The organism is Cryobacterium sp. TMT2-14 (assembly GCF_004402465.1).
Taxonomy (GTDB): domain Bacteria; phylum Actinomycetota; class Actinomycetes; order Actinomycetales; family Microbacteriaceae; genus Cryobacterium; species Cryobacterium sandaracinum.
The window spans coordinates 140,514-154,292 of sequence record NZ_SOFV01000043.1 but is presented as its reverse complement, the minus strand read 5'-3'; the positions used below and the strand labels follow the sequence as shown (position 1 = coordinate 154,292).

General features: G+C 69.6%; 12 protein-coding genes. 9 read left to right on the top strand and 3 right to left on the bottom strand.

Translation table 11 applies throughout. From position 1 onward, the window contains the following. Positions 1 to 744: 744 nt before the first annotated feature. Positions 745 to 1,782 carry a hypothetical protein gene (locus E3O28_RS15710; protein WP_134416742.1) on the bottom strand — a complete coding sequence of 346 codons (1,038 nt, stop codon included), beginning with the start codon at positions 1,780 to 1,782 and terminating at the stop codon, positions 745 to 747. Between E3O28_RS15710 and E3O28_RS15705 the strand changes: the two genes are divergently transcribed. The 9 genes from E3O28_RS15705 (at position 1,747) to xerD (ending at position 10,869) form a co-directional block, all read left to right on the top strand. After that, on the top strand, positions 1,747 to 2,625 hold the full coding sequence (locus tag E3O28_RS15705; RefSeq protein ID WP_241973167.1) for a hypothetical protein: 879 nt from the start codon (positions 1,747 to 1,749) through the stop codon (positions 2,623 to 2,625). The two genes, E3O28_RS15710 and E3O28_RS15705, sit on opposite strands and share 36 nt — an antisense overlap. Next, positions 2,618 to 3,631: an HAD-IIA family hydrolase gene (locus tag E3O28_RS15700; protein WP_241973166.1), complete on the top strand. Its 1,014-nt coding sequence runs from the start codon at positions 2,618 to 2,620 to the stop codon at positions 3,629 to 3,631. Before E3O28_RS15705 ends, E3O28_RS15700 begins: the two co-directional genes overlap by 8 nt. Before the next feature lie 10 nt (positions 3,632 to 3,641). After that, positions 3,642 to 3,812 carry a hypothetical protein gene (locus E3O28_RS16490; protein ID WP_158250237.1) on the top strand — a complete coding sequence of 57 codons (171 nt, stop codon included), beginning with the start codon at positions 3,642 to 3,644 and terminating at the stop codon, positions 3,810 to 3,812. Between the two features lie 95 nt (positions 3,813 to 3,907). After that, positions 3,908 to 4,714, top strand: coding sequence for a TlyA family RNA methyltransferase (locus E3O28_RS15695; RefSeq protein ID WP_134416754.1), 807 nt, complete (start codon positions 3,908 to 3,910; stop codon positions 4,712 to 4,714). Further along, positions 4,711 to 5,631 (top strand): NAD kinase, encoded by a 921-nt coding sequence (locus tag E3O28_RS15690; protein ID WP_104100385.1) that lies wholly within the window; start codon positions 4,711 to 4,713, stop codon positions 5,629 to 5,631. The genes E3O28_RS15695 and E3O28_RS15690 overlap by 4 nt, the downstream gene beginning before the upstream one ends. A 9-nt stretch (positions 5,632 to 5,640) precedes the next feature. Then, complete coding sequence (gene recN / locus E3O28_RS15685) at positions 5,641 to 7,338, top strand: DNA repair protein RecN (protein ID WP_134416738.1); 1,698 nt, start codon at positions 5,641 to 5,643, stop codon at positions 7,336 to 7,338. A gap of 11 nt (positions 7,339 to 7,349) precedes the next feature. Next, positions 7,350 to 9,071 carry a CTP synthase gene (locus tag E3O28_RS15680; protein WP_134416737.1) on the top strand — a complete coding sequence of 574 codons (1,722 nt, stop codon included), beginning with the start codon at positions 7,350 to 7,352 and terminating at the stop codon, positions 9,069 to 9,071. A gap of 84 nt (positions 9,072 to 9,155) precedes the next feature. Continuing rightward, positions 9,156 to 9,779 carry an NUDIX hydrolase gene (locus tag E3O28_RS15675; RefSeq protein WP_174721921.1) on the top strand — a complete coding sequence of 208 codons (624 nt, stop codon included), beginning with the start codon at positions 9,156 to 9,158 and terminating at the stop codon, positions 9,777 to 9,779. 67 nt (positions 9,780 to 9,846) lie between these two features. Then, positions 9,847 to 10,869 carry a site-specific tyrosine recombinase XerD gene (gene xerD / locus E3O28_RS15670; RefSeq protein ID WP_277874729.1) on the top strand — a complete coding sequence of 341 codons (1,023 nt, stop codon included), beginning with the start codon at positions 9,847 to 9,849 and terminating at the stop codon, positions 10,867 to 10,869. A gap of 763 nt (positions 10,870 to 11,632) precedes the next feature. Here xerD and E3O28_RS15665 read toward each other — a convergent pair. Both E3O28_RS15665 and E3O28_RS15660 read right to left on the bottom strand, forming a co-directional pair. Beyond that, a complete protein-coding gene (locus E3O28_RS15665; RefSeq protein WP_134416736.1) occupies positions 11,633 to 12,424 on the bottom strand; it encodes a PIG-L family deacetylase in 792 nt (263 codons plus the stop codon). Then, positions 12,421 to 13,692, bottom strand: coding sequence for a glycosyltransferase (locus tag E3O28_RS15660; protein WP_241973165.1), 1,272 nt, complete (start codon positions 13,690 to 13,692; stop codon positions 12,421 to 12,423). The genes E3O28_RS15665 and E3O28_RS15660 overlap by 4 nt, the downstream gene beginning before the upstream one ends. Positions 13,693 to 13,779: the final 87 nt, after the last annotated feature.

Sequence of the window (13,779 nt, the reverse complement as noted above, 5' to 3'; positions counted from 1 at the left end):
CCTGTGGGAGAGTAGGACACCGCCGGACTCAACGTAGCAACACACACAATGGCCACCCCAACGGGTGGCCATTGTGCGTTAACCACCACCACCGCCCCGGCGCCCACCAACTGCGACAGCCCCGCCCCAACCGTTCACCGGCGCACACGACCCCGCGGTACACCAGCCGAACCCACACAAACCAAGCGCGCACCACCCCCACCCCGCGGCGCACATCCGGCAGCGGTCGTGGCCAACTCAGGAGATCCAGCCGGGCCGTGCCGGGCATCCGCACCAATGCCGCACTAACCCGCGGCGGCCGTCTACTCCGGGCAACAGATGTCCTGAGTTAGCCACACACACACGGGCCCTGGCCAAGCCGCCCCGCGGCGCACGCTCTACCTGCGCCCACCTCCATACCGTGCGTCCACCTCCACACCTTGCGCCACGAACCACACCACCCCGTGGGAGGGCACACCTGCACCAACGACAGTTGGCCACCCCTCGAGGTGACTTCCATGTGGTGAGCGAGAGTGAATGTCTTCATTCCGGTCGAAAGTGCCCGGTAGAGCCACCACTCTCGACCGGAGAGGGACACTCGCCGCGACCCGGTATGACACCGCCGGACTCGATTCAGAATCAACCAAAATGGCCTCCCAGACGGGTGGTCATTTGGCGTTGAGTTACTGTTGATAGGTCTGTCGAAATGGCAGGTCAAATTACACAGGAGACACAGTGAGCCCTTCAGGAACGCACGATAACGAATCACGCGACGGCGGACGAGACGATCGTCGTTCCAACGGGGGTTACCAGGGCCGGTCCGACCGTCCGCAGCGTGACGGTGAGCGTCCCCCTTACCGCGGTAATTCCGAGCGTCCGAAGCAGGGAGGCGAGCGTCCTCCCTACCGCGGGAACTCCGATCGTCCCTCCACGGGCGGTTACCGCGCAAATTCCGAGCGTCCGGCCAACGGTGGCGAGCGTCCTTCGTACCGTGGCGATACCGAGCGTCCGCAGCGTGATGGTCAGCGTCCTCCCTATCGCGGCAACTCCGACCGCCCGGCCACGGGTGGTTACCGTGGCAATACTGACCGTCCCCAGCGTGATGGTGAACGTCCCCCTTATCGTGGCAACTCCGAGCGTCCGCAGCAGGGTGGCGAGCGTCCCCCTTATCGTGGCAACTCCGAGCGTCCGCAGCAGGGTGGCGAGCGTCCTCCTTACCGTGGCAATTCGGACCGTCCATCTACCGGTGGCTATCGGGGCAACTCTGAACGCCCGCAGGGTGGCGAGCGTCCTCCTTACCGTGGCAACTCCGAGCGTCCGCAGCAGGGTGAGCGTCCTTCCTCCCGCGGCAATTCCGACCGTCCGCAGCAGGGTGAGCGTCCCCCTTACCGTGGCAATTCGGACCGTCCCTCTACCGGTGGCTACCGGGGCAATCCCGATCGCCCGCAGGGCGGCGAGCGTCCCCCGTACCGTGGCAATCCCGATCGCCCGCAGGGCGGCGAGCGTCCCCCGTACCGGGGCAACTCCGATCGCTCCTCCGGCGGCGGGGAGCGCAAGCCCTGGGCCAAGGACGGCGCCCGTCCCGAGCGCAGCGATCGCCCGCAGCAGGGTGGCGAGAAGCCCTGGACCCAGCGCGGCGGTTCGCCGAACCGTGCTGGAGCTCCGCGCGGAGACGCCGGTAAGAAGCTGTGGACCCGTGACGGTGCCCCAGCCCGCGGTGACCGCGATGCCCGTGTCGTCGAAGAGGAGATGACCGAAGAGCAGCGCATGCAGCGCGAGCTTCGTTCGGTGCGCCCGCGCCACGACGACCCCGAGCTGCCCGACGACATCACGTCGCAGGACCTCGACCGGATCGCCCGCAACGAGCTCAAGACCCTCAGCAAGGACAACGCCGAGGCCGTCGGCCGCCACTTGGCCATGGCCGCCCGCGTCATCGACGAAGACCCCGAGCTGGCTCACCGCCACGTCCTGTCGGCTGCCCGTCGTGCCGGCCGGATCGCCGTGGTGCGCGAGAGCCTCGCGATCACCGCCTACGCCACGGGCGACTTCGCCCTGGCGCTGCGGGAACTGCGCACCTATCGCCGCATCTCCGGTTCCAACGATCAGCTTGCGCTGATGGTGGACAGTGAGCGCGGCGTGGGCCGCCCGGACCGGGCGCTCGAGCTGGGACGCTCCGTCGAGCGCGCCTCGCTGCCGGCATCCGTTCAGGTTGCCCTGGCGATCGCCATGTCCGGGGCGCGTCTGGACCTCGGAGAGACCGAGGCTGCGCTCAGCGAGCTAGAGATCCCGCAGCTGGACCCGAAGACCGCGTTCTCCTACAGCGCCGAGCTGTTCGCCGCCTACGCCGAGGTTCTCGGTGAGCTGGGCCGCGACGACGAGGCCGAGCTGTGGAACGAGCGGGCCGAACGGGCCGACGCTGCCGTGTCCGGCGCAACCGATTTCGACGAGACCATGGAGATCCTCGAGATCGACGAGGAGGAGTCCGACGAGGAAGAGTTCGACGACACCGACACCAACACCGACACCGACGACTCCACCGACGACGACGACGACGCGACTGACGTCTCCGACGAAGAGTCCGCGAATGACGCCGACGACTCCACCGACGAGGCGGAGCACGATGCTCAGGCGTCGCCGCGTGCCTGAGGCGGTCACCCCGCTCACCGGCGTCGACGTGGTTCTGGCCGACCTGGACGGCGTGGTCTACGCCGGTCCAGCGGCCATCCCGTTCGCGGTCGAGAGCCTGAACCGTGCGGCGGAAACCGTGCGGGTCGGCTACCTCACCAACAACGCGTCCCGCACCGACCAGTCCGTGGCGGACCACCTCTCCGAACTGGGCCTGCACACGGTGGCGACGGATGTCGTGACCTCACCGCAGGCCGCCGTGCGTCTGCTCGCGGATGAAGTGCCGGCCGGCTCGCGCATCCTCGTGATCGGCGGCGAAGGTCTTCTGACCGAGGTTGAAAAGGGTGGCTTCGTCGTCACCCGCTCGGCGGATGACGCTCCGGCGGCCGTGATCCAGGGCTTCTCGCCCGACCTCGGCTGGAAGGACCTGGCCGAGGCCGCGTTCGCCCTGCACCCGAACGAGGATGGCGTGGAGATCCCGTGGATCGCCACGAACACCGACTGGACCATCCCGGTGGCCCGGGGGATCGCGCCCGGCAACGGCACCCTCGTCTCCGCCGTGCACAGCGCCGTCGGTCGCCTGCCGATCGTGGCCGGCAAGCCCGAGGTGGCCATCTTCACCGAGGCCGTCACCCGCTTCGAGGCGCAGGCGCCCCTGTTCATCGGCGACCGCCTCGACACCGACATCCTCGGCGCGAACCGGGCCGGCATTCCGGCCGCGCTGGTGCTCACCGGCATCGACAAGGCCAAGCAGACCCTGGCCGCCGACGCCAAGTCGCGGCCGACGTATATCCTCGACGACCTGCGCCAGCTGCACGAGCCTTACCCGCAGACGGTGTTCTCCAAGGACGGCTCCTCCGCCACGGTGAACGGGGCGACGGTGCGCATTGTCGGCGCCGATGTCACGATCGTGGCCGAGGGTGACGGGGCGATCAACCTGCTCCGCGCCGCCTGCGCCGTGATCTGGGCATCCGGTCGGCCCATCTACGGGCTCACTGTTCCGGAGCGACTGTATCTCGGACGGTAACGTGGAGAGGGTGAATCAGCCCCACGTGACGACGGACGACGTAACCCAGGATCTTCCCGCGCGGCTCGCCGCGATCGAAGACCGGCCCCTCGAGGAGCGCGCCGCCGCGTACGTTCAGGAGCACGACGGGCTGCGGGGCCACCTCGAAGGTGGAGACGTTCCCCGGGCGAGCCACCCATGACCGACGTCGACGGAACCCCGATGGGCGCCCCCGATGACGTCGCCCCCGACACCAGTGCCAGCGACCCCAGCGACCCCGGCGTTGCCGGCGAGCGGATGCCCCACCAGCGCCTCGACTCGGCCGTCGCCGAGCGCGGTCTGGCCCGGTCCCGCACCGTCGCCGTGCAGCTGATCGTGGGCGGACTGGTCACGGTCGACGGCACGCCCGTCGTCAAGGCATCCGCCAAGGTGCGGGACACCCAGCTGATCGAGGTGGCGGCCACCGACCACTACGTCAGCCGCGGCGCCCACAAGCTCATCGCCGCCCTCGACGCCTTCGCGGTTCCGGCCCTGGGCCGCACGGTGCTCGACGCCGGAGTGTCCACGGGCGGCTTCAGCCAGGTGCTGCTCGAACGCGGCGCCGGCCAGGTCATCGGGGTGGATGTGGGGCACGGGCAACTGGCCCCTCAGCTGGCGACCGAGCCGCGACTCGTGCTGGTCGAGGGGTTCAACCTGCGCTACGCCACGGCCGAGAAGATCGCGGCCGCCTCCGGGGTGCCGCAGCGGGTGGACCTGGTCGTGGGAGACCTGTCCTTCATCTCCCTGACCACCGTGCTTCCGGCCCTGGTGGCGTCCGCCGCCGACGGTGCCGACTTCGTGCTGCTGATCAAGCCGCAATTCGAGGTCGGCAAGGGCAGCATCCGCGAGGGCGTCGTGCACGATCCGGGCCTCCGTGCCGACGCGATTGCCGGTGTGCTCTGGGCGGCGTGGGATCTCGGCCTCAAGACGAACGGTTTGATCGCCTCGCCCATCGCCGGCGGCGCCGGAAATCGCGAGTACCTGTGCTGGCTGTCGAGCGCGGTCGGCAGCAATCCGACAGAATGGATCGAACGCACAACGGCGCTGGTGGGAGTGACTAAATGAGTGCAGCACCACGCAACATCCTCGTCGTCGCGCACACCGGCCGCACGGATTCCCTCGAGGCCGCCGTCACCGTCTGCCAGCAGCTGCTGGCCGCCGGAGCCGTGCCGGTGCTGGCCCGCAACGAGCGCGCCGACCTGCTCGCGCACTGCCCGGACCTCGACGACCAGATCGCGATCCTGCACGAGTGCGTCGCGACCACCGAACTCGAACTCGTGATCGTGCTCGGCGGCGACGGCACCATCCTGCGTGCCGCCGAAGTCGTGCGCGGCTGTTCGGCCCCATTGCTCGGCATCAACCTCGGCCACGTAGGTTTCCTCGCCGAGAGCGAGCGCGACGACCTCGGTGAGGCCGTGCGCCGGGCTCTGCTGCGCGACTACCTGGTCGAGGAACGCATGGCCCTCGCCGTTCGGGTCAAGCTCGGCGATGAGGTGATCTACGAGACCTGGGCGTTGAACGAGGCCACAGTCGAGAAATCCAGCCGTGAACGGATGCTCGAGGTCGTCATCGAGGTCGACGGCCGCCCGCTCTCCTCCTTCGGTTGCGACGGCGTGGTCATGTCCACGCCCACGGGCTCCACCGCCTACGCCTTCTCGGGCGGCGGCCCGATCGTCTGGCCGACGCTCGACGCGCTGCTGCTGGTGCCGCTCAGCGCTCACGCCCTCTTCGCCCGCCCGCTCGTCGTGGGCCCGGACTCGTCGCTCGCCGTGGAGGTGCTCGCCCGCACCGGCGGGGCCGCGGTGCTCTGCGCCGACGGTCGCCGCGTGCACGACCTGCCGCCGGGCTCCCGTGTGATCGTGCGCCGTTCACCGATTCCCGTTCGGCTGGCCCGCCTGCATAGCGGCCCGTTCACCGACCGACTGGTCAACAAATTCAACCTGCCCGTCACGGGTTGGAGAGGCCCGGTCGGCCGTGAATAGGCGTTCCGCATGATCGAGGAGCTCGTCATCCGTGACCTCGGTGTCATTGCCGAGGCCACCCTGCCGCTCGGCCCCGGCTTCACCGCCGTGACGGGCGAGACCGGCGCCGGCAAAACCATGGTCGTCACCGCGCTCGGCCTGCTGCTCGGCCAGCGTGCCGATCCCGGTCTCGTGCGCCAGGGCCAGTCGCAGAGCTGGGTGGAGGGCCGCTGGCTGATCCCCGCCGACGGCACCGTCGCGACCCGCGTGCGGGACGCCGGGGGAGACCTCGACGGCCCCGAACTCATCCTCAGCCGCTCGGTGTCCGCGGAGGGACGCAGCCGGGCCGTGGTCGGCGGGCGCAGCGCCCCCGCCGGCGTGCTCAGCGACCTCGGCGGCGACCTCGTGGTCGTGCACGGCCAGTCCGACCAGGTGCGTCTGCGTTCGGCCGTCGCCCAGGCTGCAGCCCTGGACCGCTTCGCCGGGCCGACGCTCGCCGAAACCCTCGACCTGTTCCAGAGGGCCTACTACCGCTGGCAGGGCCTTCAGAGTGAGCTCGACCGACTCGTCGACGAGCAGGACCAGCGCGCCCGCGAGGCCGACACGCTGCGCGCCGCCATCGACGAGATCGAACTCGTCGCCCCCCAACGCGGCGAAGACGAGTCGCTCAGCGAACGCGCCGAACGCCTCGGCAACCTCGAGGAGCTGCGCATCGCGGCCGCCCAGGCCCGGGAGTTGCTCTCGGCGGAGGAGAACCCCGACGAGATGCCCGACGCTGTCGCCCTGCTCGAGTCCGCCCGGCGCCAGCTCGAACGGGCCGGGGAGCACGACCCGGCCCTGCCGCCCCTTGCCGAGGCACTCGCGAACGCCGGCTTCCTGGTTGCCGACATCGCCGCGCAGCTCTCCAGCTACCTGGCCGGCCTCGACGCCGATGGCGCCCGCGAACTCGAGGTCGTGCAGGAGCGCCGCTCGGAGCTCACCGGCCTGGCCCGCAAGTACGCGGGCGGCCTTGACGAGGCCATCGACTTTCTCGACACCGGCAGTGCCCGTCTGCTCGAACTCGACAGCGACTCCGACCGCATAGACACGCTCCGCACCGAAACGGATGCCGCACGCCAGTCGACTGACGGCCTCGCCGACCAGCTCACCGGCATCCGTCGCGCTGCCGCGGAGGCCCTGGGTGCGGCCGTCACAGCCGAACTGGCCGCCCTGGCCATGCCGAACGCGTCGCTGCTGGTCGAGGTCGACGGCCGGGCCGAGATCACCGCCACCGGACGCGACCTCGTGAAGATTCTCCTGCGCCCGCACGCGGGGGCGGAGCCACGGTCGCTGGCGCGCGGGGCCTCCGGTGGCGAAGTGTCCCGGGTGATGCTTGCGATCGAGGTCGTCATCAACCAGGCCGACCCGGTGCCGACCTTCGTCTTCGACGAGGTCGACGCCGGCGTGGGCGGCGCCGCGGCGATCGAGATCGGCCGCCGGCTGGCCCGGCTCGCCGAAACCGCCCAGGTTATCGTGGTCACCCACCTTGCCCAGGTGGCCGCGTTCGCCGGCAACCACCTCAGCGTCGTCAAGGACAGCGACGGCTCCGTCACCGCCAGCAGCGTGCGCCAGCTGCACGGCGACGAGCGTGCCGCCGAAATGGCCCGCCTGCTCTCCGGCCTGCCCGATTCCGCGAGCGGACTCGAACATGCCCGGGAGCTCATGAACCTCGCCCGCGCCAACCGATAGGTCAGCCCTCAATGCTAGAGTCGAAGCCCGTGGTGGAAAATAAAAGCACGGACGAATCAGTACGCAACGACACGACACGACACATTTTTGTGACCGGTGGTGTCGTTTCTTCTTTGGGCAAGGGCCTGACGGCGGCAAGCCTCGGCAATCTCCTCACGGCCAGCGGTCTCCGCGTGGTCATGCAGAAGCTCGACCCCTATCTCAACGTGGACCCCGGCACGATGAACCCGTTCCAGCACGGCGAGGTCTTCGTGACCGACGACGGTGCTGAGACCGACCTGGACATCGGACACTACGAACGGTTCCTCGACATCAACCTCAACCAGGCCGCGAACGTCACGACCGGTCAGGTCTACTCGCAGGTGATCGCCAAGGAACGCCGCGGCGAGTACCTCGGCGACACCGTGCAGGTCATCCCGCACATCACCGACGAGATCAAGCGCCGCATGCGCCTGCAGGCCAGCGACGAGTTGCGCCCCGACGTGATCATCTCCGAGATCGGCGGCACGGTCGGCGACATCGAGTCCCAGCCGTTCCTCGAGGCGGCACGCCAGGTGCGCCACGAACTCGGCCGCAACAACGTCTTCTTCGTGCACGTCTCGCTGGTGCCGTTCCTCGGCGCCGCGGGGGAGCAGAAGACCAAGCCCACCCAGCACTCCGTCGCCGCCCTGCGTTCCATCGGCATCCAGCCGGATGCGCTCGTGCTGCGCAGCGACCGGCCCGTCTCCGACTCGAACAAGCGCAAGATCGCGCTGATGTGCGACGTCGACGAAGACGCCGTGGTCAACGCGGTCGACGTGCCGAGCATTTACGAGATCCCCACCATGCTGCACGAGCAGGGCCTGGACAAGTACATCACCGACCGCCTCGGCCTGCCCGTCACCAGCGTGGACTGGACCGGTTGGCAGAAGGTGCTCGACGCCGTGCGCGAGCCCCAGCACACCGTCACCATCGGGCTGGTCGGCAAGTACATCGACCTGCCCGACGCCTACCTGTCGGTCACCGAAGCGCTGCGCGCCGGCGGATTCGCCAACCAGACCAGGGTCCAAGTCACCTGGATCGCCTCCGACGACTGCGAGACCGAGGAGGGCGCGAACCGCCTGCTCGGTGAGCTCGACGGCATCTGCGTTCCCGGCGGCTTCGGCGTGCGCGGCATCGAGGGCAAGCTCGGCGCCCTCAAGTTCGCCCGCGAGAACGGCATCCCCGTGCTCGGCCTCTGCCTTGGCCTGCAGTGCATGGTCATCGAATACGCCCGCAACAAGGCCGGCCTCACCGGCGCATCCTCCTCGGAGTTCGACGAGGACACCGAGTTCCCGGTGGTCGCGACCATGGAAGAGCAGGTCGAGATCATCGCGGGCGGCGACCTGGGTGGCACCATGCGCCTGGGTCTCTACCCGGCCGTTCTGGCCGAGGGATCCATCGTGGCCGAGCTCTACGGTGCCTCCGAGGCGTCCGAACGTCACCGCCACCGCTACGAGGTCAACAACGCGTTCCGCTCTCAGATCGCGGATGCCGGACTGTGGTTCTCGGGCACCTCACCCGACCGCCACCTGGTCGAGTACGTCGAGCTGAAGCGCGAGGAGCACCCGTTCTACGTGGGCACGCAGGCGCACCCGGAGCTGCGCAGCCGGCCCAGCCACGCGCATCCGTTGTTCCGCGGCCTGATCAGCGCGGCCCTGGACCGCCAGCAGGCCAGCCGCCTGTTCGAGGTCGAAGCCAAGGAAGAAGCCTGAGCCGTGACCCACCCGTCTGTGCCCGCCGCCAACGTGACCGCTCCTGTGACCGCCGAGAAGTCCGGCGAATCGGCCTCCGCCCCGCTGGCGGATGAGCCGGCCTTCGCGGCGGTCTCGGACAGCGCGATCGTTTTCGACGGCAAGGTGTGGGGTGTCCGCCGCGACACCTTCGGCTATAACGGCTCCCGCATCAATCGCGAGTACCTGGACCACCCGGGCGCCGTGGCGATCCTCGCCCTCGACGAGCACAACCAGGTGCTGCTGATCAAGCAGTACCGGCACCCCGTGCGCACGCGCGACTGGGAGCTGCCGGCCGGGTTGCTCGACGAAGACGGCGAGCATCCACTCGTCGGAGCGCAGCGCGAGCTGGCCGAGGAGACCGACCTCGTCGCCACCGAGTGGAATGTGCTCGGTGAGTTCGCCACCTCGCCCGGCGGCAGCAATGAGGTCATCCGCATCTACCTGGCGCGCGGCCTCGCCGCGGCTCCGGAGATCTTCGAGCGCACCGAGGAGGAAGCCGACATCGAGGTGCGCTGGGTGCCGCTTGATGACTGCGTCGATGCCGTGCTGGCCCGCCGGGTGCAGAACCCGTCGCTGGTGATCGGGGTGCTCGCCGCCCAGGCAGCCCGCGCGCGCGGCTGGAGCACCCTCGGGGCGGCGGATGAGCCGTGGCCGCGGCATCCGGTCAATTGGGACCACACGGTGTGACCGGTTGGCCTCGTCTGGTGGTGTGAGCGGTGCGGCTGGTGTTCCTGCTGGCCGGGGCGTCGCGGGTTTGGGCGGTCCGCCTGCACCGGGAGTTGCCGGTGGGGTCGTCGCGGCGGCCGTGGACTCGTATCTGCGGCACGTCGCGATCGAGCGCGGCCTGAGCACCAATACGGTGTCCGCCTACCGGCGTGACCTGGCCATCTACAGCCGGTGGCTTGCCGCGGTCGGGTTGACCGGACTTGCCGACGTCACCCGGCAGCACGTCTCCGACTACGTGCGGTTCTTGGGATCCCGCGAGGAGTCGCCGCTGACCGCGGCGTCGATCGCGCGCATCCTCTCGACCGTGCGCGGGTTTCACCGATTTCTGCTCGAGGAGGGCGTGGTCGACACCGATGTCGCCCACGAGTCCAAGCCGCCCAAGCTCGGCACCCGGCTGCCCAAGGCAATTTCGATCGAGCAGGTCACGCTGTTGCTCGCGGCGACGGACGGCGACGAGGTGCACAACCTGCGCGACAAGGCGCTGCTCGAGCTGCTCTACGCCACGGGCGCCCGCGTCTCGGAGGTGGTCAACCTCAATGTGGACGATGTGCTCGACCCCGAGGTGGTGCGCCTCACCGGCAAGGGCGACAAACAGCGCATCGTGCCGGTCGGCAGTTACGCGCGCGCGGCCATCGACACGTTTCTGGTGCGGGGGAGACCGCTGCTCTCCGCCCGTGGACCGGCGACGCCGGCCCTGTTCCTGGGCCTTCGCGGCAAGAGGCTCAGCCGGCAGAACGCGTGGTTGATCATCCGGGCTGCGGCCGAACGCGCCGGCCTCGAGGGGCATGTTTCGCCGCACACGCTGCGGCACTCCTTCGCGACGCACCTGCTCGAGGGCGGGGCCGATGTGCGCGTGGTGCAGGAGTTGCTCGGCCACTCCTCGGTGGCCACCACCCAGATCTACACGCTCGTCACCGCGGATACCCTGCGCGACATGTACACGACGGCGCATCCGCGGGCGCGGGTGTCCCGTTCCGTCCCCCCGTTGGTTGAGTCACCCACGGTGGTGGTTGAGCCCCCGCCGGTCCTGGACGAGCTCAACCCCGCCTGACTGTTCCCGTTTCGGACAACTGTTGCCCGTGTACCGGCAACAACTGTCCGGAACGGCAACAGTGGCGGCCGGGGCCGCCGCGCGCCGCTGACGTTTGAGCTTTCCGGGACATTCCGTTCGAGCGGCCACCGAAGGCTGCGTCTCGCGTTTTCTCCGAAGTTACGTGACGACGGATGCCGAGAGCCGCCCACGCTCGCGGCTGCGGCTGCGGCTGCCCCGCCGGTGGTTGAGCCTCCCGAAACCCGGTGACCTGGCCCTCGAACCCGCCCATCGGCATCCGTCACCGTCGCTAGCTTCGGAGTTTTTCGGAACCCGCCGGTCGAGCGGCCACCGAATGCGGCGTGTCGCGATTATCCCCGAGGTTACGTGACGCCGGCTGTCGAGAGCCGCCCCCGCTCTGGGCTGCGGCGGCCCCGCCGGTCCGGGATGCGTAGCCAAACCCCGCCTAACTGTTGCCGCTCCGGACAACTGTTGCCCACGTACCGGCAACAATTGTCCGGAACGGCAACAGTTGCGGCCGGGTCCGCCGCGCGGGGCATCCGTCACCCGCGTCGTCACCCGCGTCGCCACCCGTCGGAGTCTCGGCGCCGTCCCTGGCATAACTCCTGCAATTTGGCTGCCGGGAGCCGGTTCCACCGTGTTTTCGGGCCTATTCTGCAGGATTTGCAGGAGTTATGCACGAGGGGCTACACACCAGGCCGGCGGCTGACCAGCGGAAGCCAGTGCAGATCCCGCAGACGGGCGCAGGTCGGTGCGGCCGACCTCAGAGCAGGCGCAGCCCCACCACAGTGATGATCGGCTCGCGCTGCCCGCCGGAGTGCACGATGTGGCCACCGCCCTCGTCGACGGTGAGCTGGCTCGCGTGGCAGCGCAGGGCAGCCGTGACCGTCGCGAGGTGCGCCGACAGGTCGAACCACTCGGCCGCACCCGCACCCGCACCCGCACCCGCAACACCCGCACCCGATGTAGCACCATCCACCCCCACCTGCACCACCTCGGCAAACGCGACCCCCGCCGCCCGGCTGCCGGCCAGCGCCGCCTCATGCATGCGCACGTGATCCGGATGCCCGTACCCGCCACCGTTGTCGTAGCTGATCACGAGGGCAGGCCGAAGCTGCCCGATCAGCGCGGCCACATCCGCGGTCACTTCGGCCAGGGGCGCCCGCACCAGGGCGTCGCCGTCGATGTCGTCGGCCGGCCCGGCCAGCCCCGGACGAATCCAGGTCATGCCCGAGTCCCGGTACGCGCGCGGCGCGAGGCCCGCGGCGCGCGCGGGCGGCGTGCCCAGCCAGAACCGATCCGCGAAACCGATGCCGAGGGCCGCCGCGGCGCAGGCGAGCTCCCGCTCGCGTTCCCGGGTGAGAGCATCCGTGCCCGCCAGCCCAGAGAGCAGGCCCTGCACGACCTCACCCTGCTCGCCGCGCGTGGCGGTCAGCAACGACACCTGGATGCCCCGGGCCGCCATTTCCGCAATCAGCGCACCCGTTGCAATGGTTTCGTCATCGGGATGAGCGTGCACGAACAGAACAGTGGGAACACCGTCCAGCAGACTCACGCGCTGAGCAGCGAGGGGCGGCGGTCGCCGGCACCGGGGCGCACCAGCGACCGGTACACGGTCACGAGGCCTTCTGCCGACCGCGGCCAGTCCAGGTGCTCGGCCCGCTCGCGCGCGGCGAGCGACAGACGCCGGGCGAACGCGGGGTTCGAGAGAATCTGCGTGAGCGCGCCGGCCCAGACCTTCGGATCGCGCGAGTCCAGCACCACGCCGGTGTCGCCGTCGAGCACCGCCTCGCGCAGTCCGCCGGCCGCCGCGGCGACGACGGGAACACCGCTCGCGGCCGCTTCCAGCGCCACGAGCCCATACGTTTCAGAGTGCGAGGGTACGAGCACAACCCGGGCGCCGCTCAGCAGCAGGGCCAGGTCCACGCGGGACTGCGGACCCACGAAACGCACGTTGCGCTCGATTCCGTGCCGGGCCGCGAGGGACCGAAGCTCGTCGATATAGCCGTCGTAGTCGGCTGACGCGTCGCCGGCGATCACGAGTTCGGGCCGGATCGGCTCCGGCACGGCCGCGATCGCCTCGATCGCGAGGTCGAGGCCCTTCAGCGGCTGCAGGCGCCCCGCGACGATCGCGTACCCGCGGATGTCGATCGGTCCAGAAAGTTCGGCAGCCCCAACCGCGGCGGCACCCACAGTCCGGATGTCCGTGGGCCGGAACAGAATCCCGTCCACCCCCGGCAGCACGATCGAGATGCGCTCGGGCGCACCGCCGAGCCGCTGCACGATGGTGTCGGCCTCGGACTCGCTGATTGCGACCAGGGCATCCGACTCCTGCGCCAGCCAGGCCTCGCCAGCCATGCGCCCGGGGGACTCGGGGCGTTCGCCGGCCGACAACGGCGTCGACGCGTCGGCCGCGATGCTGTGGAAGCTCTGCACGTGCGGGATGCCCCGGCGGCGCGCGAGCGGGAGCGCCGCCATACCCGAGAACCAATGGTGCGAGTGGATGACGTCGTAGGGTCCCAGCGCATCCATCTGCACGCGGAACGCCTCGATGAACTCCTCGTGGTCGCCCTTCGGCACGGGACGGGCCGGTCCGGCCTCGAGAAAGCGGAGCGTCACCCCGGGGCTCAACTGCATCGTCTTCGACACGGGGGAGGAGCGACGGGTGAGGATATCGACGTGGTGGCCGGCGGAGGCGAGAGCCTCCGCCTGGTGCCGCACGACCACGTTCATGCCCCCGGCGTCGCCCGAGCCCGGCTCAGCTCCTGGGGACGTGTGCAGGCAAACGAGCGCGATTCGGAGGGGCGTAAATGGCTGAGGCACTTGAAAATCTTAACGCAAGAGCCTGTGACTCACCCGGTTCCACAGATCAGAGACCGATGACGGACCGATGACAGGCCGATGACAGGC

Coding starts and splice junctions, on each gene's coding strand:
- E3O28_RS15695 (WP_134416754.1), top strand. CDS start 3,908: ATGCCCCACCAGCGCCTCGACTCGGCCGTCGCCGAGCGCGGTCTGGCC.
- E3O28_RS15705 (WP_241973167.1), top strand. CDS start 1,747: ATGCAGCGCGAGCTTCGTTCGGTGCGCCCGCGCCACGACGACCCCGAG.
- recN (WP_134416738.1), top strand. CDS start 5,641: ATGATCGAGGAGCTCGTCATCCGTGACCTCGGTGTCATTGCCGAGGCC.
- E3O28_RS15680 (WP_134416737.1), top strand. CDS start 7,350: ATGCTAGAGTCGAAGCCCGTGGTGGAAAATAAAAGCACGGACGAATCA.
- E3O28_RS15690 (WP_104100385.1), top strand. CDS start 4,711: ATGAGTGCAGCACCACGCAACATCCTCGTCGTCGCGCACACCGGCCGC.